Genomic DNA, 21,636 nt, shown 5'->3' with positions numbered 1-21,636 from the left:
TTTAAAATTTTCAGTATGACACCGATGTCAGGTGTGATATGCTTCGTAATCAAATGAAACAGGGATGAGGCGGGAGTCGTAAGATGGCTACAATTTATGATGTTGCTGCTTATGCGGGCGTCTCACCCAAAACGGTCAGCCGCGTCATCAACGGCGATGCGCCGGTCAGCGATAAAACCCGTGCAAAAGTCGAAACAGCGATTGCGGCTTTGGGTTATATCCCGTCTTCGGCGGCGCGGGTGATGCGGTCGAACCGTTCGGACTTGGTCGGACTGATTACCGGCGCCATCTCGCGCACGGGCGAATACGGCGGGGTACACGGTCTGCCGGATATGTTTTTAATCAAAGGCATCCAGCAGAAAATCCGCGAAGCGGGCAAAACGCTGATGATTGCGGATACGGACAACCGCTACGAGCAAATCGACCCTTTGGTCAGGACGTTTATGGAACACCGCGCGGAAGGCATTTTGTATGTAACCGAATCGCACCGCGAAATCGTCCTGCCCGAAATGCCCAACCGCTGCCCGATGGTTTTGGTCAACTGTTTCGACGCGGCAGGTACGCCGTCGGTTTTGCCGGACGACGAGCGCGGGCAATACGATTTGGTACGCAACATCATCCGTCACGGACACCGCCGTATCGCCTACATCACCTTGCAGGCAGGCGCAGAAGCGACGCGGCTGCGTTTGGCGGGCTACCGCCGCGCTTTGGACGAATCGGACATGGTGTTCGATCCTGACTTGGTGCAAACCGGCATCACCGACTTTGCCAACGACAGCGAGCCTTTGATTGCGGCAGTATTGAAATTATTGTCGCTTGCCGACCCGCCGACGGTCATTTGCTGCGGCAACGACGAAATGGCGGTCCGCGTTTACGGCATTTTGAGGACGCGCGGCGTACGCGTTCCGGAGCAGGTATCGGTGGCAGGTTACGACAACCACAGCGCGATTGCCGAAACCCTGTTCCCGCCGCTGACCAGCACCGAGCTGCCCTATATGCGCATGGGCGCGCTGGCGGCGGAAATCCTGTTCGACATTATCGAGACCAAAGAAACCGTCCGTCCGCCCGTTCGGGTTGTAGGGGAAACAATTTGGCGGCAGTCGGTCACGGCATTGAAGTAAAACATTCTTTCAGACGACGTCTGCTTCATGAGGCAGACACAATACGACAATAAAAGGTCGTCTGAAAACACAAACAACGCATCACTCTACCTATTTGCAACGTATCAATACGATACGCCAAAGAATAAAGAAAGCGGTCCAACCGCTTCGATTATGCAGTGTTTCCTGCAGTTTGTTGTTCCATGTTTTCTTCTTACAAAGTCCAGGAGTAGCTTCAAAATGAAGATTTCCCCACAAGTATCGATGACGCTTCGCCAGATTATGCTGATGAACTTCGGCTTCTTCGGCATCCAATACAGCTTCGGTTTGCAGCAAACCGCCATCAACCCGATTTTCAGTTTCTTACATGCCGACCCCGGCCAACTGCCTATTCTGAATATGGCAGGTCCGATTACCGGCTTGCTCGTTCAACCCCTTATCGGTGCCATGAGCGACCGCACTTGGATTCCCGGCTTGGGACGCCGCCGCCCGTATTTCTTAATCGGAGCCATCGGTTGCAGCCTCTGCCTCTTCATCTATCCGCACGTTACCGCATTGTGGGTTGCCGTATTGCTGCTGTGGCTCTTGGACATCAGCAACAACACCGCCATGGAACCCTTCCGCGCCTTCATCGCCGATACCGTCCCCGAACACCAACAATCCACCGGCTTTTTGATGCAGTCCGTGTTCACCGGCTTGGGCATTACCCTTGCCAACGTATCGCTCTACATCTTCCAACAAATCGGCTGGCTGCAACAAACCTCTGAAGCAGGTATCCCCTACTGGGTATTCGGCTCGTTCTATATCGGCGCCGTCTGCTCCATCGGCTCTGTTTTAGTAACCGTATTGTCCACGCCCGAACACGAACCTTCTCCCGAAGAAATGGCGGCAATCAAAGCCCAACCTAGAGGCCCCGTCCACGCCGTCAAAGACATCGGCACAGCCATTAAGGAAATGCCTACCCCACTGTGGCAGCTTGCCTCCGTTTACCTCTTCCAATGGTACGCCCTCTTCATCTACTGGCAATACATCTCCCACAGTATCGTCAAATCCGTCTGGGGTTCGACATCTGCCGACCAGGCTGCCTATGAACAGGCAGTGGCATGGACCGGTTTGATCAACGGTTTTTACAATGTCGTAACCTTCGTTTCCGCCTTCGGACTGATGTGGATGGCGCGTAAATATGCCGCGAAATATGTCCACGCCTTTGCCGTTATCCTGGCATCGCTCGCCCTCTTAACCATCCCGCACATCACCAACAAATACCTGATGTTCGCCCCGATGATCGGCTTCGGTATCGGCTGGGCAAGTATGATGGGCGTGCCGTTTATGATTGTCGTACACTCCATCCCGAAAGAGCGCTACGGCGTGTATATGGGCATCGTCAACATGATGATTGTGATTCCGATGCTGATTGAAACCGTTACCTTCGGTTGGATCTATGACACCTTCCTCGGTGCAAACCCGTCCAACGCCATGACCTTCGCCGGCGTCTTCCTCGCCATCGCCGCCGTACTGACCCTGACCATCAAAACGTCAAACAAACCTTATGGCGTAGAATCGGCAGGCTGATTCAAGCAGTTGCGACAAGGTCGTCTGAAACCCAAATTGAGGTTTTCAGACGACCTTGTCGCATATTCACAAAAGATTGTCGGGAAAACGATAGTTTTTTTCCACAATGTCAGCCATCAAAAATATAAAATACAACAATTCTCATTTGTAAAAGACCGGAGAAATTGATGTTCCGACCCAATCTGACCGCTGCAGCCGTTGTGGCCGCTTTATCTTCCACTGTATTTGCCGCCGAAACGGCCGAGCTGGATACTGTCCATGTTCAGGGGCAGCGTTCGTATAACGCGATTGCCACCGAGAAAAACGGCGATTACAGCTCGTTTGCCGCCACCGTCGGCACAAAAATCCCCGCGTCTTTACGCGAGATTCCGCAATCCGTCAGCATCATCACCAACCAGCAGGTAAAAGACCGCAACGTCGATACCTTTGACCAGTTGGCGCGCAAAACGCCGGGTCTGCGCGTGTTGAGCAATGACGACGGACGCTCGTCGGTTTACGCGCGCGGCTACGAATACAGCGAATACAATATCGACGGCCTGCCTGCGCAAATGCAGAGTATCAACGGCACGCTGCCCAACCTGTTCGCCTTCGACCGCGTCGAAGTGATGCGCGGCCCGAGCGGATTGTTCGACAGCAGCGGCGAGATGGGCGGCATTGTGAATTTGGTGCGCAAACGCCCGACCAAAGAGTTCCAGGGCCATGCGGCAGCAGGGTTCGGTACGCACAAACAATATAAAGCCGAAGCCGACGTTTCAGGTCCTCTGAACGCCGACGGCAGCGTTCGCGGCCGTGTGATGGCGCAGACTTCGGGCGCGTCTCCCCGTCCTGCCGAGAAAAACAACCACCACGAAACCTTCTATGCAGCGGCGGATTGGGACATCAACCCCGACACGACTTTGGGCGTAGGCTATCTCTACCAACAACGCCACCTCGCGCCGTACAACGGTCTGCCCGTCGGCAGCAGCGGCAATTTGCTGTCCCTACCCAACCACACTTTCGTTGGCGCGGATTGGAACAAATTTAAAATGAACAGCCATGACGTGTTCGCCGATTTGAAACATTATTTCGACGACGGCGGCTACGGCAAAATCGGTATGCGCTATTCCGACCGCGATGCCGACTCCAACTACACCTTCGCCGCCAACAAACTTTCTGCCGACAATAAGGCAAACGTTACCGGTTTAGGCACGGAAATCAAACAAAAAGCCTTCGCGGTTGACGCAAGTTACAGCCGTCCGTTTGCCTTGGGCAACACCGCCAACGAACTCGTCGTCGGTGCGGACTACAACCGCTTGCGCAGCACCAACGAGCAAGGCCGTGCCGCCGTTGCGCGTAATGTTGCCTTGGGCGATTTCCACTCCGTTCCCTATGTCAACCTGATGCAGAACGCCCGTGCCGGCGCACGCGGTTACAGCCATACCGTCGCTACCGAAAACCTTGACGAATTCGGCGTTTACGGCAAATCCGTCTTCCATCCGGTCGACAGGCTGTCGCTCATCGGCGGCTGGCGTTTGGGACACTACAAAATCGAAGCGGGCGACGGCGACGAGTTGCACAAAGCCAGCAAAACCAAGTTCACCGGCTACGCAGGCGCAGTTTACGACTTGAACGACAACAACAGCCTCTACGCCAGCTTCTCCCAACTTTACACACCGCAAACCAGCCTCGGCACCGACGGCAACCTGCTTAAAGCGCGCGAAGGCAACCAGTTTGAAGTCGGCTACAAAGGCAGCTACATGGACGACCGCCTGAACACCCGCGTCTCCCTCTACCGCCTGAAAGACAAAAACGCCGCCGCACCGCTGAACCCGAACAACCGCAACACCCGTTACGCCGCCTTGGGCAAACGCGTGATGGAAGGCGTTGAGACCGAAATCAGCGGCGCGATTACACCGAAATGGCAAATCCACGCAGGTTACAGCTATCTGCACAGCCAAATCAAAACCGCCGCCAACTCGCGCGACGACGGCATCTTCCTGCTGATGCCCAAACACAGCGCAAACCTGTGGACGACTTACGAAGTAACGCCCAAGCTGACCATCGGCGGCGGCGTGAACGCGATGAGCAGCATCTCCTCGGCGGCAGGGCTGCGCGCGGGCGGCTACGCCACATTCGACGCCATGGCGGCATACCGCTTCACGCCTAAGCTGAAGCTGCAAATCAACGCCGACAACATCTTCAACCGCCACTACTACGCCCGCGTCGGCAGCGCAAACACCTTCAACATTCCCGGCTCGGAGCGTAGCCTGATGGCAAACCTCCGCTACGACTTCTAAAAACGGGAAAAGCAAAAGGAAAACAAATCACCGCCAAAAACCAGAAGACCAACACATTACGGAAACAGACCGGACAGGCAGGGAACACCACCTGTCCGGTTTTATCATTTATGTCCATGTATTCAACTATAGTGGATTAAATTTAAATCAGGACAAGGCGACGAAGCCGCAGACAGTACAGATAGTACGGAACCGATTCACTTGGTGCTTCAGCACCTTAGAGAATCGTTCTCTTTGAGCTAAGGCGAGGCAACGCCGTACCGGTTTAAAGTTAATCCACTATAGAAAAAACAGCAGATATAGCCCAAAGGTCGTCTGAAACATCCGCCAACCCGATAACACACACAACACACCCCACCAACACAACCGACAACCCCGCCATGACCTCACGCACCACACACTGGCAAGCCGCCCGCCTGCTGCAAGCCGAAGAAACCCACATCCGCTCCGAGCACACCGGCCGCAGCTACCGCATCCAAACCGCCGCCATCGGCGACCCGCCCCCGCAAGGCTATCCCGTCCTCCATATCCTCGACGGCGACGCCTTCTTTCCCGCCGCCCTCAGCATGGCGCAATCCCTGCTCATCAACCCCATGACCCGAAGCCGCGCCGCCTGCCTCATCGTCAGCATCGGCTATCCCAACGGCGAAGTCCGCGACCTGACCCAACGCGCCCTCGACTACACCCCGCCCCTGCCCGAAACCGCCACTGAACCAGACCGCCGCCAGTACGGACAAGCCGACCGCTTCGCCGCCTTCCTCGACCACGAACTCGCCCCGACCCTTGCCGCCAAATACCCCGTCAACCCCAAAGAACAAGCCCTGTTCGGACACTCCTTCGGCGCATTGTTCGGACTCTATTCCCTCTTCACCGCCCCCGACCGCTTCAAACACAACCTGCTCGCCTCCCCCTCCATCTGGTGGCACAACCGCCGCGTCCTCGACTTCCTCCCGTCCGCCCTCCCCGCCGACACCGCCGTCCGCATCAGCGTCGGTGAACACGAAGGCCGCAGCAACCGCCCCGAACAAATCGGCAGGGAAATGGTCGCCCAAGCCAAACTGCTTGCCGGCACCCTCCAACACCTCGGCGCAGACGCACAATTCACCCTATACCCCAACGCCAACCACGGCAACACCCCCTTCTACGCCCTCCCCGACCACATCGAATACCTCCGCCAAGCGTGGCAGAAGAAATAAACCGGCAGAAACGAAAAGCCGTATGCCCAACAAACAGGAATACGGCTTGAGTGGTGGCGGGTAGGGATTTTCAGACGACCTTGATTCAATTTTTTATGCGATCAACGTAGGTTTTATTCAATTAAATTGGAAATCCAACCCGTAGCGTGGGCTGCGCCCACGAAATCTGCTATCTAAAAATCCAAATCAGACAACCGCCAAATGGGCATCCATTTCGGCATTCATCTCGTGGACAAAGCCCACGCTACTCGTTGCCACAACGGCAACCTGTCCCTTCCCCCGTCCGGCGGGGGAAGGTTAGGATGGGGGTGGCCTTTTGGGTTTATAGTGGATTAAATCAAATTCGTACAACCCGTAGAACCGCCCTCTCCCCAGCCCTCTCCCACCGGACGGGAGAGGGGGCGGGTTGCAGGTAAAAAAGAGGTCGTCTGAAAACTTTGGGATTTGGGTGTTAGGGAAACCCGTTCACGTTCGTTTTCAGACGACCTTTCATTCAATCAATGCAAGCTTGGGATAACTCAAGTAGCGTGGGCTGCACCCACGAAACCTGCTATCTAAAAATCCAAATCAGACAACAGCCGAGTGGTTACTCATTTCTTGGGTAAAGCCCACACTACTCATTGCAGCAACGACAACCTGTCCCTTCCCCCGTCCGGCGGGGGAAGGTTAGGATGGGGGTGGCTTTACGGTTTTAGGTAAAAGCAAATTCGTATTCGTACCCCCCGTAGAGCCACCCTCTCCCCAGCCCTCTCCCGCCGGACGGGAGAGAGGCAGGTTGCAGATAAAAACAAGGTCGTCTGAAACCTAAATCTCGAGGCTTTCAGACGACCTTTTATCCGCCCCTCCTATTTCCACCACCCGCTACTCAGCGGGAACGTTATCGGGTCGTAATATTTCGGCAGTTGTTGCGGGATTCCGAGGTTGTTGCGGTAAACGACGCGGTAGCGGTCGGCGTACCAGGCGGGGACGATGATGTATTGGTGGCGGATGGTGCGGTCTAATGCCCGGGAGGTGGTTTTCAGCTCTTCGCGGTTGGTGAAGCTGCCGAAATGTTTGAGCAGCTTTTCGACTTCGGGGCGGCACACGCCGGCGAGGTTTTGACTGCCGGGAATTTTGGCGGCTTCGCAGCCGAAATAATCGTATTGTTCGTTGCCGGGGCTTTCGCTGTTGGCATAGACGGTAATGGTCATGTCGAAGTCGAAATCATTGAGACGCCTTTGGTATAAGGCGGGATCGGTAACGCGGATGTTCATGGTTACGCCGATTTTGGCGAGGTCGCGCTGCCATTTGGCGGTAATGCGTTCGTAGGTTTTGGAGGCGGTCAGGAACTCGAAGGTCAGGGGTTTTCCTTGGCTGTCGGTCAGTTTGCCGTTTTTATAGCGGTAGCCTGCTTTTTCCAAGAGTGCGCGGGCTTTGAGCAGGTTGGGGCGTATGCCTGTTTTCGGGTCGGTTTGGGGCGGTTCGGGGACGGGTCGGTTCAGGACGGCGGGGTCGAGGGTGTTGCCGAGGGACTGGATCAGTTTCAGTTCCGCGCCTTGCGGTTTGCCTGTCGCCGCCATCTCGCTGTTGGTGAAGAAGCTGTTGCTGCGGCGGTATGCGCCGTAAAAAATACGCGCGTTGACGCTTTCAAAATCGAAGCTCTCGACCATCGCCTGCCGCACGAGGATGTTGTCGAACGGGACGCGGCGCATATTCATAACGAAGCCCTGCATGCCGGCGTTGCTTTTCTGCACCCATTCGTGTTTTCCCAAGCCGCGTTTGGCGAGCATTTCGCCGGGATAAGCCCGCGCCCAGTTTCGGGCGACATTTTCGTAAACGAAGTCGTATTGTCCGGCTTTGAGGCCTTCGAGGCGGACGCTGTTGTCTTTGAAATATTTGAAGCGGACGGTGTCGAAGTTATATCTGCCTTTGCGGGTCGGGAGGTTTTGCGCCCAGTAGTTTTTGTCGCGCGCGTATTCGCTCATGCGTCCGATGTCTGCTTTGACGAAGCGGTAGGGGCCGGAGCCGATGGGCATTTTGTTTGCACCTTTTTCCAGCCCTTCGGGATAGCTTTTATGCGAAAAGACAGGCAGTTGCCCCAAGACCATGTGTAATTCGGCGTTGCGCTGTTTGAAGCGGAAAACGACTGTCCTGTCGTCGGGCGTTTCGACTTTGGCAACATCGCTCCAGTAGATGCGGTAGGAGGGATTGGCGGCTTTGTCTTGGGTAAGCAGGCGGAAGGAAGCGGCGACGTCTTTGGCAAGGACGGGATCGCCGTTGTGGAATTTGGCTTTCGGGTTGAGCTTGAATGTTACCGACAGTCCGTCTTCGGCAAGCCAGAAGTCTTCTGCCAGCAGTCCGTACATGGAGAAAGGTTCGTCCCAACTGTTGTCCGTAAGCTTGTCCACGGTCAGCATGAGGACGCCGACTTCTTTGTCGCCTTTGAGGGTGAACGGGTTGAACGTATCAAAACCGCCCTGTATCGGCAGGGAAAACACGCCGCCTTTTGGCGCGTCGGGATTGACGTATTCGTAGGCGCGAAATTTGGCGGGATATTTCGGCTCCTGCCCCAAACCCAAACCGTATGCGGCAAAAGCGGTGGCAGAGGAGAAGGAAAGCAAGAGGGGGACGAGGGTTTTCATAAGGTTCCAAACCAAACGGGACGATGAAGCCCGATTATAGCAAAAGGTCGTCTGAAAACCGTTTTCAGACGACCTTTTGCTTAATTATGGTTTTGGCAAATAAGGTTTGCCATTACACTTAATGTCTTTTTCCAAAACAGAAAATTCTGCTCTGAATTTGTCCGCCAGTTCGACGGCGGCTTTTCGCTCTTCTGCATATTTGCCAAAGCCGAATTTAGGCAATTTACCTTCCGCATCCCGATAACGTTGGCTGAGTTTTTTACACTCTTCTTGATGGGCTGCGATTTTATCTTTCATCCCCGCATCAATCTTTTTATAACGACTTTTGTCAACATACATCTCTTTTCGATCATCTGAAAGGTTGATCGGCATTTCACCGAATAATGTACTGATGCCTAACTTACCGTCCCGTTCGACTAAGACAGTCGCCTGAGGTTTGCCCGTTAAGAAACTGATGTCGGTGAGAAAATAATTGCCGTTTTCCTTTTTAATCTCGACAATATTCTCTCTATTGATGTCTTGCTGACGCCAATAACCTACATAATCGTCGGTACTTTTCCCGCACGATGCCAATAAAACAGTAGCGCAAACCGCCAAAATCAAACGTTTCATACCGATTTCTCCATAAAATAGAATTATAAAGCAGGACAAATATAATATTTTTTTTTTAAAAAAATTTGTCAAATATAATTTTCGAAACCATCTGTCAGGCAATAAGAAAAGGTCGTCTGAAACCGCTTTCAGACGACCTTTTGCCGGTATCAATAAGAGCGTTTACGCTTTCTCGCACTTCCCGTATATGAAGCGAATTCAGCCAGCGTCATGTCCAGATTCTTCAAACAGGGCCTCATGACCGCACCGAAGGTACGGCTTATTTCATCACGCCGGTCTGTCGAACGGCGGTAAACGAAGAGCTTGAAGAGCTCGCCCAACTCAATCGAATCTGCCCCCGTCTTCAATACCCAGCCCTGACGGCCGTTGTAGATATAGCCGCTTTGCGCAAGCTTTTCCAGAAGTTCTCCCAATTTATCGTAACCCATATTGATGTATTCTCTAAACTCCTGGACAGTCAGCGCCCTACCTTCTTCTTGCGCATCATTTAAGAGAATCAATATTTTCAGCACATCATCAAACCGCCTGCTCGAATCCAAATCCCTACGAAACGCCTCTCCCTGCCAATAAGACAGCGACGAAGTCAGCACTGCGCCGCCCAACAGCAGCGTCCAGAGCAAATTCAGCCACGCCAAGAAAAACGGCACGGCGGCAAACGCTCCGTAAATCGAGCGGTAGCCGTCGAAATTGCCCATATACCAGGCAAACAGGAAACGAGCCGTCTCCAAGCAAAACGCGGTAATCAAAGCCCCTATGAAAGCATGGCGCCCGGGCACAAAACGGTTGGGTACGAATCGGTACAGACACCACAGCAAAAGCGTTGCGAAAAACAGCGTGCCTAAGGTTTGCAGCACTCCCCCCATCCATTGGGGCACAAACGAAGCCAGCGCGGAACCTTGAAACGAGCCGACCATAAAGGAAATGCCTACACCCAAAGACAACGGCCCGAAAGTCAGCAACGCCCAATACACCAAAAACTGCATCATCCAAGGCCGCTGCGTATTGACCCGCCAAATCCGGTTGAAGGTATTGTCTATCGTCCGAATCAGCATCAACGACGTAACCATGAGCATCACACTGCCGATCGCCGTCAATTTCCCCGCCTGATCGCGAAAATCATTGATATAATCGAAAACCATCTCGGCACCCTGCGGCACGATGGTCTGGTTCACAAACGAGACGAAAGAATCCGACCAGCGGTCGAACACAGGAAAAATCGAAGCGACCGCCACCATCACCGTCAATACCGGCACCAAAGCCAGAAGCGTCGTAAAGGTCATACTCGACGCCGCCTGCGGCACGCGCTCCTCATCGAAACGCCGGACGACGAATCGTGCAAACGCAAAGAGCTTACTGCCCGACAAACCTTGCCACCATTTCAAAAACAGCATAATCTTTCCCAAAAATTAAAAATAAAAACAGCAATAATAAAAAATTTTGCCGGAAAACCGATTCATATCCTGCTCAGGACAAACACTTCCCCCGAAGCCCGGCCTTCCCGCAAACCCGCCATTATAACGGAATACCCAAATGAACCCAAATCCCCTCAAAATCCTCGTCCTCTACTACTCCCAAAACGGCAGCACCCTCAACCTCGCCCGCCAAATCGCACGCGGCATCGAAAGCGTCGCAGGCTGCGAAGCCGTATTGCGCACCGTCCCCAAAGTCTCCACCGTCTGCGAAGCCGTCGAAAAAGACATCCCCGACAGCGGCGCCCCCTACGCCACCGCCGAAGACCTCAAAACCTGCGCCGCCCTCGCCCTAGGCAGCCCCACCCGCTTCGGCAACATGGCGGCCGCCATGAAATACTTCATCGACGGCACCATCCCCCTGTGGCTCGGCGCAGAACTCGCCGGCAAACCCGCCACCGTCTTCACCAGCACCTCCTCCCAACACGGCGGACAAGAAACCACCCTCCTCACCATGATGCTCCCCCTCCTACACCACGGCATGATCATCAGCGGCATCCCCTACACCGAATCCGCCCTCGGCAACACCCAAAGCGGCGGCACCCCCTACGGCGCATCCCACGTCGCCGGACACGACAGCAAACCCGTCCTGACCGCCGAAGAAAACGACATCGCCTTCGCACAAGGCAAACGGCTGGCAGAACTTGCCGTCAAGTTGGCTTAAAGCGGGCAGTTTAGAAATCCAATCTGCCAAAAGCTAAAAAGGTCGTCTGAAAACCTGATTTCCAAGTTTTCAGACGACCTTTTACCAACATCTGCCCGTCAAGCCGAAAAAGCCTTATATGCCATCGAAGCAATAATCAGCAAAACCGTTACGACCAAAACCTTACGGATGATTTCCCCGTCTGAATTAATAGCATGGAGGCTGCCGAAATGGTTGCCCAACAAATTCGCCAAAATCATCGGGATTCCGATTAGGAACGCCATTTTCCCCGCTATCAAGAAAGCGACGAATGCCCCGATATTGGAAGCAAAATTGAAAATCTTGGAAGTAGCCGAAGCCTGCAACAACGACAATTTGTTAATGACAAACAAAGCGATGATGAAAATGCTGCCCGTGCCCGGTCCGAAAAAACCGTCATAAAAACCAACAATCAGACAAGTTAAAAAGACGGCGACGGCAGATTTTTTTATCTCGCCGCGTCCATCGTCTTTTTTCAGCAAAACGCCTTTGAACAAAGTTGCCAGCAAGCCTATGGGTAAAAACGCAAGAATGATGTAATTGATGGTTTCCACAGGCAGAATCAGGATGACTTTCGCACCGACGAACGCCCCGATTAAAGCCGCAACGATGCCGACCGGCACAATGCGCCATACAATCGAACTGCTTTTCATAAAGTTTTTAATCGCAGCCACCGTACCGATGGTACTCACCAATTTTTCCTGTGCCAACGCGACCTGCGGCGGCAAGCCGACCATCAAAAACGCGGGAATCAAAATCAGCCCGGCTCCGCCCGCAATAGCATCGACATAGCCCGCAATCAAAGACGCGGCAACCAGCAGGAAAAGACCGAGATAAAAATAATCGGCAATGATACTGCCGGGAATAAACAGTTGCTCCATAGTTTGTTTCCTCTTGATTAAATTTAAATTTTTGTATGCAGGTGATGTTTACACGAAGCATCTAAGAAATACTCATCAAGACATTTCTCAAATAACCCGAATACCCTTAGCAACCATCGGTCATTGCCATCAAATTTGGGTTTAAACCCGTTTCTTGTATGCATCGTTCTTTGGTTATCAAAGGTAACAACCTGTCCAGGCTTAAGATGCAATGATACCCACTTTTTAGGATCTAGACTTACCCTTTTAAATTTTTCTAATACTGAATTATATTTAGGATTGCCTGCACTAACATTATGATAATCAAATCTTGAAACATACAAGCCATCATTCCCTTTACGTAATAAAGGTAATTTATCTATAGATTCTTGTTTGTCGAAAGATGCAGGTCTATTCACTGTAAACTCGGCTTCTTCTAAAAGTTTAATATCTTCCTCTGATAAATCATCCAAAATATCATCTAATTTTAAAATACTAGTCGCAACATTATCTTGTTGTCTCAAACACAATAAACTCAATGTGTCAGGTACTGGGCTTCGGAAACCATCCTCTCCACGTAATCTTAAATCAGGGTTATCTACATGAGGATAGAAGTCCAGAGAAGAACCATAAAAACTGATCTGAGTTTCCAAACCTACCCTAGGAACAACATGTCTGATTAGACGACCATCATTTTCTCCCTGATAGACGACTGGATACATACCTAACAAACATATCCTAATAAATTTATAACTGATTCAGGTATCTCTGAATTTTTCATAAAACCAGTTTGGATCGGAGTCAGAGGTAGATTTGAATCAATTTTTAATTTGGAAACAACAAACCCATTATTATCTAAAACCTCCCTATCTTCATGATACTCTCCCAAAAAACGTAATTCATTCATACGTTGAATTGCTTTTAAATAAAGCTCTGAATTTGTATTCATATTTCATCCTTTATAAGCTAATAATTACTTAAAATATTATTGTTAGATTAATTATCATTAGCTATTTCGTCAACACTATTTATTTTTGTAAAAATAAGACACAAATCAGTTAACTGATTCAATTAGTTTCTTCTGCAAAAAGGTCGTCTGAAAACCTGATTTCCAAGTTTTCAGACGACCTTTTGTTCAAACCATGCTTACTCGTCGGCTTTATAACCTTTGAGGGCAAAGAAGACGATGTAGAGGTAGCACACGGCTGATACGACAAAAGACGACATCAGGCTGTAAGTATCGACAGCCCAACCTTGTACGACCGGAACAATCGCACCGCCGACAATGGCAGTACAGAGTACGCCTGAAGCAGCATTGGTGAATTTACCGAGGTTTTTGGTCGCCAGCGAGAAGATGGTCGGGAACATGATGGAGTTGAAGAAGCCGATGGCAAGCAGCGACCACATGGCGACGTCGGCATTGCCTTTACCGGTCATCATGGCGATGATGAGCAGGACAACGGCGATAGTGGCGTTGAAGGCAAGGTAGCGGTTGGGCGCGATTTTCGCCATGACTGCCGAGCCAAGGAAGCGTCCGACCATCGCGCCGCCCCAATAGAACGACAGGTATTGGGCGGCAGAAGCGTGATCCATCCCTTTCAAGAAACCCAAGACGTTAACCATCAGCGAGCCGATGGATACTTCGGCACCGACGTAGCAGAAAATACCTGCCGCACCGAAAACGAGGTGTTTGTATTGCCACACGCTGCTTTTGCCGTCGTGGTTGTGTTCGCTTTCTTCTTCGGCGATTTTGCGCGCGTCAGGCAGACGGATCATTTTCACGAAGACGGCGAGGATAATCAACAGACCTGCCAAACCCAAGTAAGGGATTTGAACGGAGGAAATCTGTTCGGCTTTGCTGGCGGTCTGCGTTGCATCTGCCAGAATCAGGAACGCGCCGATTTGCGGGGCGATGGTCGTACCCAGTGAGTTGAACGCTTGCACCAAAGTCAGCGTAGCGGATTCTTTGCCCGGTTTCGCCAGCAGGGTTACATACGGGTTGCCCGCAACCTGCAACAGGGTTACGCCTGAAGCAAGAATGAAGAGCGCGCCCAAGAAGGTAGCGTAGGAGTGGCTGCCCGCAGCGGGATAAAACAGCAGACATCCGACGGCGGTCAGCAAAAAGCCGCCGATGACGCCGTTTTTATAGCCGATTTTACCGACGAGATGCCCCATCGGAATCGACATGATGGCATAGGCGGTAAAAAAACAGAATTGAATTAGCATCGCCTGGACATAAGTCAGCTCGAAAATTTCTTTCAGATGCGGAATCAAGATGTCGTTCATGCAGGTGATGAAACCCATCATGAAGAAGAGCGTGGTCAGGACGACCAGCGCGGGATTATGGTTTTGCTGTGATGGCGTAGACATGATTTGCCTTTCGATTTATTGGAATTGACCGTACAAACAGTTAATATCCGTTAATAACGGGCCGAATCATACTGGCTTTTGCCATTCTTGCAAACACTGGAAATGCGCCGACTACATAGAGTTTCAGCAAGATTCCGTCCGATAACGCATTTTTATAGACAGAATCCGTCTGAATTTTACAATTAACCTACCCGCAAACGACTTAAAATCTTATTTCAGACGACCTTTAACCTGACGCAAACTTATCCGCCATGCCCCTCATTTACGCCTATCTCGGACTCGCCGCCTCCGCCTTTACCTCCGCCACCATCCTGCCCGGCACGTCCGAAGCCGCCTTCGCCGCGTTTATCTACACCTATCCCGAACAGGCATACGGCGCGTGGTTGTGCGCCGGACTGGCAAACGGCTTAGGCAGCATGGTTTCCTATTGGATGGGGCGGCTGATTCCGTCCAAGAAAAGGTCGTCTGAAAAAACCCTGCGCCTGCTCCAACGCTGGGGCACCCTGCCCCTTTTGTTCGCCTGGCTGCCCGTTATCGGCGATGCGCTGCCCATTGCCGCAGGCTGGCTCAGGCTCAACCCCTACACCTCCGCACTCATGCTCCTGACCGGAAAAATCCTGCGCTACGGCATCATCCTCGCCGGCATCAAAGGTATGATGTAAACCATTTGCGCAAAACCTGCCGCATTCATTTTCAGACGACCTGAAACAGCGTAAAATCCCAAAGGAAATATCCCGTCCCTTCATTTTTTGCAAAGCGAGAAACCATGTTCTTCAAGCACATCGAAGCCGCCCCCGCAGACCCCATCTTAGGCTTGGGCGAAGCATTTAAAGCCGAAACCCGTCCCGAAAAAGTCAACCTCGGCATCGGCGTTTATAAAGACGCATCCGGCGCGACTCCCATCGTCAAAGCCGTCAAAGAAGCCGAAAAACGCCTGCTCGAGAGCGAAACCACCAAAAACTACCTCACCATCGACGGCGTTGCCGACTACAACGAGCAAACCCAAATCCTTCTTTTCGGTGCAGACCACGAAATCGTCGCCAGCCGCCGCGCCAAAACCGCCCAAAGCCTTGGCGGCACAGGCGCGTTGCGTATTGCCGCCGAGTTCGCCAAACGCCAGTTGAACGCACAAACCGTCTGGATTTCCAACCCCACATGGCCCAACCACAACGCCATCTTCAAAGCCGTCGGCATCCAAGACAAGCCCTACCGCTACTACGACGCCGCCAAACACGGCCTAGACTGGGACGGCATGATTGAAGACCTGAGCCAAGCGCAAAAAGGCGACATCGTCCTCTTGCACGGCTGCTGCCACAACCCCACCGGTATCGACCCCACGCCCGAACAATGGGAAACCCTCGCCAAACTCTCCGCCGAAAAAGGCTGGCTGCCCCTGTTTGACTTCGCCTACCAAGGCTTCGGAAACGGTCTCGAAGAAGACGCATACGGCTTGCGCACCTTCCTGAAATACAACAAAGAATTGCTCATCGCCAGCTCCTATTCCAAAAACTTCGGCATGTATAACGAACGCGTCGGCGCATTCACCTTAGTCGCAGAAGACGAAGCCACCGCCGCCCGCGCCCACAGCCAAGTCAAAACCATCATCCGCACCCTCTACTCCAACCCCGCCTCCCACGGCGCGAACACCATCGCCTTAGTGTTGAAAGACGCGGATTTGAAAGCACAATGGATTGCCGAACTCGACGAAATGCGCGACCGCATCAAAGCCATGCGCCAAAAATTCGTCGAGCTGCTCAAAGCCAAAGGCGCGACTCAAGACTTCGATTTCATCATCGAACAAAACGGCATGTTCTCCTTCAGCGGCCTCACGCCCGAACAAGTCGACCGCCTGAAAAACGAGTTCGCCATCTACGCCGTGCGCTCCGGCCGCATTAACGTCGCCGGTATTACCGATGACAACATCGACTACCTGTGCGAAAGCATTGTAAAAGTGTTGTAATCCGCATCAGGCAATACCAAAAGGTCGTCTGAAAACCTAGGCTTCAGGTTTTCAGACGACCTTTTGGTATTAGGACAGACAGATGAGTAAGGACACAATTGAAACCGACGACAAACGCCTTGCCCTGCGCGTATTCGGTTTAACCGAAGGCGAATTGGCAGCTTTACGCGAAATTGCCTGTAAGGAATACGGAAAACCCCGTGTATCGCTGCTTGCAAAAAATACGCTCAAAGCTCGGTTGGTTGCACTGGAAGAACCCGAACTGGTCAGACTTCCACCGCCCACAGGCAGCAGGCGCATTACAGTCCGCCTTCCAGAAAAAGACCGTGCCTACCTCGAAGCCGCCGCCGAAAAGCACAAAAGCAGCGTGAACGACATCATACGCGATATAGTCCAGTCGCACGTCCGCAAACATCCCCTGCTGACGGCGGCCGAAGTCAAAGTGCTTTTCCAGTCAAACTACCAGCTTTTAAGTATAGGCCGCAACCTCAACCAAATCGCCCGACAGCTCAATAGGGGCGAAGGCGCATCCCTCACGTCCGAGCAGATCAAAGCCCTGTCCCAATACATCAAACAGCACACCCAAAGGGTCGGCGACGTACTGCGTACCAACCGAAAACGCCTGTCCGAATAGGAGCAAAACCGTGTCCCTGCACCGCAAAATAGACGACTGGTTCTTGGGCTACAAAACCCGTTCCGTCCGAGCCAAAGATACCGGTCTTCCCATCCCTAAAATCCAAACACTAGGGAAATACCCGCATCCCACTCAAATCCGGCAGCGGTTTGGCCAACCTGACGGCCGCCGCAAAAAAACACCCCGAAGTCATAGTTAAAATCTCCAAACGCCTGAGTCGCAACTCCAACGGAATGCAGGGTATACGCAACCATTTGGACTATATTTCCCGAAATGGTAAAACTACTGTCGAAAATCATTCCGGCGAAAAGTTAAATGGAAAGAAAGCCGTCAAATCGCAATTGGATGACTGGAAAAAACTCAACATACCCGAAAACGGCAAACACCGCGAAGCCCTCAATATTGTCCTGTCCATGCCTGCCGGAACACCGCCGCAGGCCGTCTTGAATGCCGCCCGCAATTTCGCCGCCGAACAGTTTGCCGACCATCAATACGTCTTCGCCCTGCACCACGAATCCGAAAAGGAAGATGAACCCGAGTATCCACACGTCCACCTGTGCGTTCTGATGCACAACACCTACGGCCAACGTCTCAATCCGCGCAAAAACGATCTTTTTGAATGGCGCGTCCGTTTTGCCGAAAAACTCCATGAGGAAGGCGTAGAGTGCGCCGCCACCAAACGACAGCACAGGGGAAAAACCGTCAAAGCCGAAAACGGTATAGTATGGTCGATGAAACAACGCGGCGCAATGCCCCGAATTGAAAAGCAGCGGCTGAAAGAATTGAACCAAGCCATCAAAAACTTGGAACGGCCAACACATCCCCACATTCAGAAAGTCATGCAGACATGCGGTTACATATTGGCCGAATACGGTCTAATCGCCAAAGAACTGTATAAGATGGGACACAAAAATGAAGCCCGGTTTATCAGTAAACTGGCTAAGGATATGGTCGGACAGCCTCTAAGCACCAAAGCTCAACAGGAATACGACCAAAAAGTCAGACCTCAAATGCAACACGAAACCCGCTCTTTCAAGCAATCAAATGCTGAACAAGACAACGACCCCTTTCGTTAAACGATAAAGCAAAAGCCCTACGGTCATACAGACATCTGTACGGCCGTAGGGCTTTTTTGTTTTTTTGATGAGTCAAACTGTGCAAATCATGTTGCCCGTTGGGCAAACAGAATGGACAATTTGAGTCCATATTATTTCAAATTGCCCTATTATTTAATATTGGTCAATTAGAGCATACTCAAATTACCCATCTTGTCTCGTATAAGGAGCAACAGTGTTTCCCGACAAATATAATCTCAGCCTGAAAGAAAATATCTTTTTGGCCAAAAAAGTATTGGTCGTCCAAATCCACAATCTAAGCCGGTTTGAAAACTGTCAGACAACTTTGTTGCAGACCGAACAGATTCTCAACGGCCAAAACGTTGCCTCTGCCTCTTTGGGCGATATTCAAACCATCCTAAACCTGAAACGCGCCTATCAATATGTGATACGCCATATTTCAGACGGCTTTCCCGTTGACATTTCACTGCTAAGAAAAATCAACAGTATCGCTGCCCAGGAAGATTCATTGGCTCCCGGAGATTTTCGTACCGGCACAGTCGGCGTTACCCTAGTTGACGGATCGCGCCATACCCCGCCCGCCATATCGGAAGTTGAAGTGCAGAACCTGTTCGGTCAAATTGCGAACCGAAGCCGTTCGACCACCGAAACTGCCATCCGCTCCATGTTGGCCTTTATGCGGCAGCAAATTTTTTGGGACGGCAATAAACGAACGGCCACGCTGTTTGCCAACGCGCTGTTAATAGAAAAAGGCTGCGGTATTTTGGAAATTTCCGAACTGCAAATGCCTGAGTTCAACGAAAAACTTTCAGCTTTCTACCGCTCCGGCGATGATTCCGATGTGGCCGCCTTCCTGTATCAAAACTGTATTTTCGGTATCGACTACTGAGGCCGACAATGAAAGCAGCGAGAATTTACCAACGTGTCAGCACCGAAGAACAAAATCTCGAGCGGCAAAACACCCTAATCGAACAAGCCAAGGCTGAAGGTTACTACATTGCGGGGGTCTATAAAGAAAAGGCTTCCGGCATCCGTGCCGACCGACCTGTGTTGAACCAACTGATTGCAGACTTGCAAGAAGGCGACGTAATCATCGCCGAACATATAGACCGCATCAGCCGCCTTCCTTTGGCAGAAGCGGAAAAACTGGTCGGGCGCATCCGGGAAAAAGGCGCGATTCTGTCCATTCCCGGCATTATCGACCTGAGCCAAATCCAAACCGATTCCGAAATCGCCAAAATCGTTTTGGACGGCGTACAGGCCATCCTGCTTAAAATCGCCATGCAGACGGCGCGGGACGACTATGAACAGCGCAGGCGGCGGCAGATGGCAGGCATAGCCGAAGCCAAGAAGAACGGGCATTACAAAGGCAGACAGGCGGATACGGAAATACACGGACGCATTATTACCCTCCGCCCGAACCACACCTTACAGGAAACTGCAAAACTCGCCGGATGCAGCGTATCGCTGGTAAAACTGGTAATGCGTAAACACAAAATATCCCAAACTTCAGAATCAGAAAAGAAATAAGCAATGGCTACATTAATGGAAAAAGACGCTTTGATCGAACGGGTCGCCTCCCTTTTGGCGATGATTGCACGCAACCGCCCGCGTAGCGAAGGAAGGACTGAAGAACAACACAAACTCGTCGCACTAAGGCGGGAACTCTATGCCTCCAATCCAAAAGATATTGATTTTGACAAAACAGTTGCCGAATGCAATCAGATTTATCAGAAATACTCTGCATGATAGGAAAAATCGATGAGTACCGAACGGGAAAAAGAAGCATTCGAAAACATATGGGACGACCTGATGGATGAACATCAGATCAAACCCGAAAGCGCGCCGAAGGGTTTTGTCCTGGGCGGTCAGCCGGGCGCAGGCAAATCCGATCTGATCCGAAAAATCAATATGGAATTGGAAGGCAATGTACTGGTTGCCAATGGCGACGAGTTCCGCCGCTACCATCCCGACTTTGACGCAATCCAAGCACAATACGGCAAAGACGCGCCCAAGTACACGGCAGAGTTTTCGGGACGAATGACAGAGCAGGTCATCGAAAGAGCATTGTCTGAAGGTTACAACCTCATCGTAGAAGGTACATTCCGCACTGATGAAACGCCGATGAAAACGCTGGACGATATGCACAAACACGGCTACGAAACCGCCGTCCATATCCAAACCGCCCCGTCGGAAATAAGCTGGCAAAGTACCTTGGAACGCTATCGGGTAATGGAAAAGGCAGGCGAAACCCCAAGGGCAACACCAAAAGAACATCATGATTTAGTCGTAGGACTACTGCCCAAGAATGCCGATACCGTATTTCTGTCAGATAAGGCAAATGTTTTCAAAGTGTATTCCCGCGAAGGACTGATTTTTGACAGCCGAATCCATCAAGGACAGATGCCGAGTGCCGCCATCGATCACGAACTGCACCGCAATACACGTCGTCTGAAATCACTGGAAGCCGACATGGAACAACGTTCGCACCTACTTTCCGATTTTCAAAAACAGGTGGTCGCCGGGGCGGAAAAACTAATTACCAACCTACCGCCTGCCGACCAAATACAGGCTAAAATCAATCTGTACAGCAGTCAGCTTCAGTCATTGGACAAACACCCAGAGCAGGACGCGGATATTGAAATAGACCGCTGAACCCTCTCCTCCGCCCATCATCAGCTCTCTTTTCATCCATGACGGTATGCTCATCAACAAACCGATCCTATAATAAAAAAGCCCGCCGTAGGGGGCAAGAGAAAAATAGGCGTGGCAATTTTGCAGGCTGCCGAAGGTGCCGGAAAAGTTGCCTAAGTCTGTTTTTCTCTTGGGGGCGTAGGGACGTTTCTGCCGAATCTTAGAGAGGCGGTAACGGGGCTGCGGCGGGCGTTTTTTCCGTTCAGTTTCCTTCGGCATATAGAGGTCGTCTGAAATTGCTGTTTCAGACGACCTCTATATCTTAGTCATTGTAAATAATCTGCTCTACCGTCCACCATGTATGCGGGTAATTAGCCTTAAAATATTCAATTTCCATTGAATATTTTCATCGTCAACCCCTGTATCATAGATAAATTTTTTATCTGAGCCTATAAAATGTGTTGCCCTTATGCAACCTTTTCTAATGCTCACTTCAATTTCAGAAACATTATCCAACATCAAAAACTTAATTAGGGCTTCGGTATCCAGCTCCGTTTCAGCGGGAATTTTACCT

The 21,636-nt window shown here is 51.5% G+C and carries 21 protein-coding genes and 1 pseudogene; 13 read left to right on the top strand and 9 right to left on the bottom strand.

Annotated features, from left to right (window positions below; all coding sequences use genetic code 11):
* The first annotated feature begins 83 nt into the window (after nucleotides 1-83).
* From HMPREF2907_RS09265 to HMPREF2907_RS09250, 4 genes are all read left to right on the top strand, one after another.
* Nucleotides 84-1,121, top strand: coding sequence for a LacI family DNA-binding transcriptional regulator (locus HMPREF2907_RS09265; RefSeq protein ID WP_016686965.1), 1,038 nt, complete (start codon nucleotides 84-86; stop codon nucleotides 1,119-1,121).
* A 219-nt stretch (nucleotides 1,122-1,340) separates the two neighbouring features.
* The gene (locus tag HMPREF2907_RS09260) at nucleotides 1,341-2,672 is read left to right on the top strand and encodes an MFS transporter (protein WP_070682436.1); all 1,332 of its coding nucleotides are present in this window, start codon (nucleotides 1,341-1,343) and stop codon (nucleotides 2,670-2,672) included.
* Nucleotides 2,673-2,839: 167 nt separating this feature from the next.
* A complete protein-coding gene (locus HMPREF2907_RS09255) occupies nucleotides 2,840-4,948 on the top strand; it encodes a TonB-dependent siderophore receptor (RefSeq protein WP_070682434.1) in 2,109 nt (702 codons plus the stop codon).
* Between the two features lie 380 nt (nucleotides 4,949-5,328).
* Nucleotides 5,329-6,144 carry an alpha/beta hydrolase gene (locus HMPREF2907_RS09250; protein WP_070682433.1) on the top strand — a complete coding sequence of 272 codons (816 nt, stop codon included), beginning with the start codon at nucleotides 5,329-5,331 and terminating at the stop codon, nucleotides 6,142-6,144.
* A gap of 845 nt (nucleotides 6,145-6,989) precedes the next feature.
* Here the strand turns inward: HMPREF2907_RS09250 and HMPREF2907_RS09245 are convergent.
* The 3 genes from HMPREF2907_RS09245 to HMPREF2907_RS09235 form a co-directional block, all read right to left on the bottom strand.
* Nucleotides 6,990-8,765 (bottom strand): extracellular solute-binding protein, encoded by a 1,776-nt coding sequence (locus HMPREF2907_RS09245; RefSeq protein WP_070682431.1) that lies wholly within the window; start codon nucleotides 8,763-8,765, stop codon nucleotides 6,990-6,992.
* Nucleotides 8,766-8,849: 84 nt separating this feature from the next.
* Complete coding sequence (locus tag HMPREF2907_RS09240; RefSeq protein ID WP_070682571.1) at nucleotides 8,850-9,377, bottom strand: hypothetical protein; 528 nt, start codon at nucleotides 9,375-9,377, stop codon at nucleotides 8,850-8,852.
* 149 nt (nucleotides 9,378-9,526) lie between these two features.
* Nucleotides 9,527-10,768 carry a YihY family inner membrane protein gene (locus tag HMPREF2907_RS09235; RefSeq protein ID WP_070682428.1) on the bottom strand — a complete coding sequence of 414 codons (1,242 nt, stop codon included), beginning with the start codon at nucleotides 10,766-10,768 and terminating at the stop codon, nucleotides 9,527-9,529.
* A gap of 139 nt (nucleotides 10,769-10,907) precedes the next feature.
* Here HMPREF2907_RS09235 and wrbA point away from each other — a divergent pair, with 139 nt between their 5' ends.
* On the top strand, nucleotides 10,908-11,510 hold the full coding sequence (gene wrbA / locus HMPREF2907_RS09230) for an NAD(P)H:quinone oxidoreductase (protein ID WP_070497903.1): 603 nt from the start codon (nucleotides 10,908-10,910) through the stop codon (nucleotides 11,508-11,510).
* A gap of 98 nt (nucleotides 11,511-11,608) precedes the next feature.
* On the opposite strand, the gene HMPREF2907_RS09225 is transcribed toward wrbA, so the two are convergent.
* The 4 genes from HMPREF2907_RS09225 to HMPREF2907_RS09210 all read right to left on the bottom strand — a co-directional run bounded on the left by HMPREF2907_RS09225 (nucleotide 11,609) and on the right by HMPREF2907_RS09210 (nucleotide 14,758).
* Nucleotides 11,609-12,409: a sulfite exporter TauE/SafE family protein gene (locus tag HMPREF2907_RS09225; protein ID WP_009312546.1), complete on the bottom strand. Its 801-nt coding sequence runs from the start codon at nucleotides 12,407-12,409 to the stop codon at nucleotides 11,609-11,611.
* Between the two features lie 23 nt (nucleotides 12,410-12,432).
* On the bottom strand, nucleotides 12,433-13,110 hold the full coding sequence (locus tag HMPREF2907_RS09220) for a TauD/TfdA family dioxygenase (protein WP_070682425.1): 678 nt from the start codon (nucleotides 13,108-13,110) through the stop codon (nucleotides 12,433-12,435).
* 2 nt (nucleotides 13,111-13,112) lie between these two features.
* Nucleotides 13,113-13,337, bottom strand: coding sequence for a hypothetical protein (locus HMPREF2907_RS09215; RefSeq protein WP_070682422.1), 225 nt, complete (start codon nucleotides 13,335-13,337; stop codon nucleotides 13,113-13,115).
* A gap of 197 nt (nucleotides 13,338-13,534) precedes the next feature.
* Nucleotides 13,535-14,758, bottom strand: coding sequence for a sugar MFS transporter (locus HMPREF2907_RS09210; RefSeq protein ID WP_070682419.1), 1,224 nt, complete (start codon nucleotides 14,756-14,758; stop codon nucleotides 13,535-13,537).
* A gap of 251 nt (nucleotides 14,759-15,009) precedes the next feature.
* On the opposite strand from HMPREF2907_RS09210, the gene HMPREF2907_RS09205 reads away from it, so the two are divergent.
* From HMPREF2907_RS09205 to HMPREF2907_RS09170, 8 genes are all read left to right on the top strand, one after another.
* Nucleotides 15,010-15,420, top strand: a complete 411-nt coding sequence (locus tag HMPREF2907_RS09205) for a YqaA family protein (protein WP_060975330.1) — start codon at nucleotides 15,010-15,012, stop codon at nucleotides 15,418-15,420.
* A gap of 104 nt (nucleotides 15,421-15,524) precedes the next feature.
* On the top strand, nucleotides 15,525-16,718 hold the full coding sequence (locus HMPREF2907_RS09200; RefSeq protein ID WP_070682416.1) for an amino acid aminotransferase: 1,194 nt from the start codon (nucleotides 15,525-15,527) through the stop codon (nucleotides 16,716-16,718).
* A gap of 82 nt (nucleotides 16,719-16,800) precedes the next feature.
* Nucleotides 16,801-17,352 carry a plasmid mobilization relaxosome protein MobC gene (gene mobC / locus HMPREF2907_RS09195; protein WP_070682413.1) on the top strand — a complete coding sequence of 184 codons (552 nt, stop codon included), beginning with the start codon at nucleotides 16,801-16,803 and terminating at the stop codon, nucleotides 17,350-17,352.
* 149 nt (nucleotides 17,353-17,501) lie between these two features.
* Nucleotides 17,502-18,428 (top strand): relaxase/mobilization nuclease domain-containing protein, encoded by a 927-nt coding sequence (locus HMPREF2907_RS09190; protein ID WP_239650734.1) that lies wholly within the window; start codon nucleotides 17,502-17,504, stop codon nucleotides 18,426-18,428.
* Between the two features lie 214 nt (nucleotides 18,429-18,642).
* On the top strand, nucleotides 18,643-19,317 hold the full coding sequence (locus tag HMPREF2907_RS09185; RefSeq protein WP_070682408.1) for a Fic family protein: 675 nt from the start codon (nucleotides 18,643-18,645) through the stop codon (nucleotides 19,315-19,317).
* An 8-nt stretch (nucleotides 19,318-19,325) separates the two neighbouring features.
* The gene (locus HMPREF2907_RS09180) at nucleotides 19,326-19,958 is read left to right on the top strand and encodes a recombinase family protein (RefSeq protein WP_070682405.1); all 633 of its coding nucleotides are present in this window, start codon (nucleotides 19,326-19,328) and stop codon (nucleotides 19,956-19,958) included.
* 3 nt (nucleotides 19,959-19,961) lie between these two features.
* Nucleotides 19,962-20,177 carry a hypothetical protein gene (locus tag HMPREF2907_RS09175; RefSeq protein ID WP_239650765.1) on the top strand — a complete coding sequence of 72 codons (216 nt, stop codon included), beginning with the start codon at nucleotides 19,962-19,964 and terminating at the stop codon, nucleotides 20,175-20,177.
* A gap of 12 nt (nucleotides 20,178-20,189) precedes the next feature.
* Nucleotides 20,190-21,083, top strand: coding sequence for a zeta toxin family protein (locus HMPREF2907_RS09170; protein ID WP_070682401.1), 894 nt, complete (start codon nucleotides 20,190-20,192; stop codon nucleotides 21,081-21,083).
* Here the strand turns inward: HMPREF2907_RS09170 and HMPREF2907_RS12685 are convergent.
* Together HMPREF2907_RS12685 and HMPREF2907_RS09165 are read right to left on the bottom strand one after the other, a co-directional pair.
* On the bottom strand, nucleotides 21,033-21,341 hold the full coding sequence (locus HMPREF2907_RS12685) for a hypothetical protein (RefSeq protein ID WP_141754437.1): 309 nt from the start codon (nucleotides 21,339-21,341) through the stop codon (nucleotides 21,033-21,035). The genes HMPREF2907_RS09170 and HMPREF2907_RS12685 overlap by 51 nt on opposite strands.
* A 66-nt stretch (nucleotides 21,342-21,407) precedes the next feature.
* Nucleotides 21,408-21,636 (bottom strand): annotated as a pseudogene (locus HMPREF2907_RS09165) (hypothetical protein); the annotation flags it as partial.

It is taken from the genome of Neisseria sp. HMSC055H02 (assembly GCF_001813335.1).
GTDB lineage: Bacteria > Pseudomonadota > Gammaproteobacteria > Burkholderiales > Neisseriaceae > Neisseria > Neisseria sicca_C.
Note: the sequence above shows the minus strand (reverse complement) of the source record. Positions and strands in the feature narration are given on the sequence as shown.

Bases quoted from the DNA above. Each gene is read 5' to 3' on its own strand.
- HMPREF2907_RS09200 (WP_070682416.1), top strand. From the start codon at position 15,525: ATGTTCTTCAAGCACATCGAAGCCGCCCCCGCAGACCCCATCTTAGGC.
- wrbA (WP_070497903.1), top strand. From the start codon at position 10,908: ATGAACCCAAATCCCCTCAAAATCCTCGTCCTCTACTACTCCCAAAAC.
- mobC (WP_070682413.1), top strand. From the start codon at position 16,801: ATGAGTAAGGACACAATTGAAACCGACGACAAACGCCTTGCCCTGCGC.
- HMPREF2907_RS09250 (WP_070682433.1), top strand. From the start codon at position 5,329: ATGACCTCACGCACCACACACTGGCAAGCCGCCCGCCTGCTGCAAGCC.
- HMPREF2907_RS12685 (WP_141754437.1), bottom strand. From the start codon at position 21,341: ATGCCGAAGGAAACTGAACGGAAAAAACGCCCGCCGCAGCCCCGTTAC.
- HMPREF2907_RS09265 (WP_016686965.1), top strand. From the start codon at position 84: ATGGCTACAATTTATGATGTTGCTGCTTATGCGGGCGTCTCACCCAAA.
- HMPREF2907_RS09240 (WP_070682571.1), bottom strand. From the start codon at position 9,377: ATGAAACGTTTGATTTTGGCGGTTTGCGCTACTGTTTTATTGGCATCG.
- HMPREF2907_RS09245 (WP_070682431.1), bottom strand. From the start codon at position 8,765: ATGAAAACCCTCGTCCCCCTCTTGCTTTCCTTCTCCTCTGCCACCGCT.
- HMPREF2907_RS09260 (WP_070682436.1), top strand. From the start codon at position 1,341: ATGAAGATTTCCCCACAAGTATCGATGACGCTTCGCCAGATTATGCTG.
- HMPREF2907_RS09225 (WP_009312546.1), bottom strand. From the start codon at position 12,409: ATGGAGCAACTGTTTATTCCCGGCAGTATCATTGCCGATTATTTTTAT.
- HMPREF2907_RS09220 (WP_070682425.1), bottom strand. From the start codon at position 13,110: ATGTATCCAGTCGTCTATCAGGGAGAAAATGATGGTCGTCTAATCAGA.
- HMPREF2907_RS09215 (WP_070682422.1), bottom strand. From the start codon at position 13,337: ATGAATACAAATTCAGAGCTTTATTTAAAAGCAATTCAACGTATGAAT.
- HMPREF2907_RS09170 (WP_070682401.1), top strand. From the start codon at position 20,190: ATGAGTACCGAACGGGAAAAAGAAGCATTCGAAAACATATGGGACGAC.
- HMPREF2907_RS09180 (WP_070682405.1), top strand. From the start codon at position 19,326: ATGAAAGCAGCGAGAATTTACCAACGTGTCAGCACCGAAGAACAAAAT.
- HMPREF2907_RS09210 (WP_070682419.1), bottom strand. From the start codon at position 14,758: ATGTCTACGCCATCACAGCAAAACCATAATCCCGCGCTGGTCGTCCTG.
- HMPREF2907_RS09205 (WP_060975330.1), top strand. From the start codon at position 15,010: ATGCCCCTCATTTACGCCTATCTCGGACTCGCCGCCTCCGCCTTTACC.
- HMPREF2907_RS09175 (WP_239650765.1), top strand. From the start codon at position 19,962: ATGGCTACATTAATGGAAAAAGACGCTTTGATCGAACGGGTCGCCTCC.
- HMPREF2907_RS09255 (WP_070682434.1), top strand. From the start codon at position 2,840: ATGTTCCGACCCAATCTGACCGCTGCAGCCGTTGTGGCCGCTTTATCT.
- HMPREF2907_RS09235 (WP_070682428.1), bottom strand. From the start codon at position 10,768: ATGCTGTTTTTGAAATGGTGGCAAGGTTTGTCGGGCAGTAAGCTCTTT.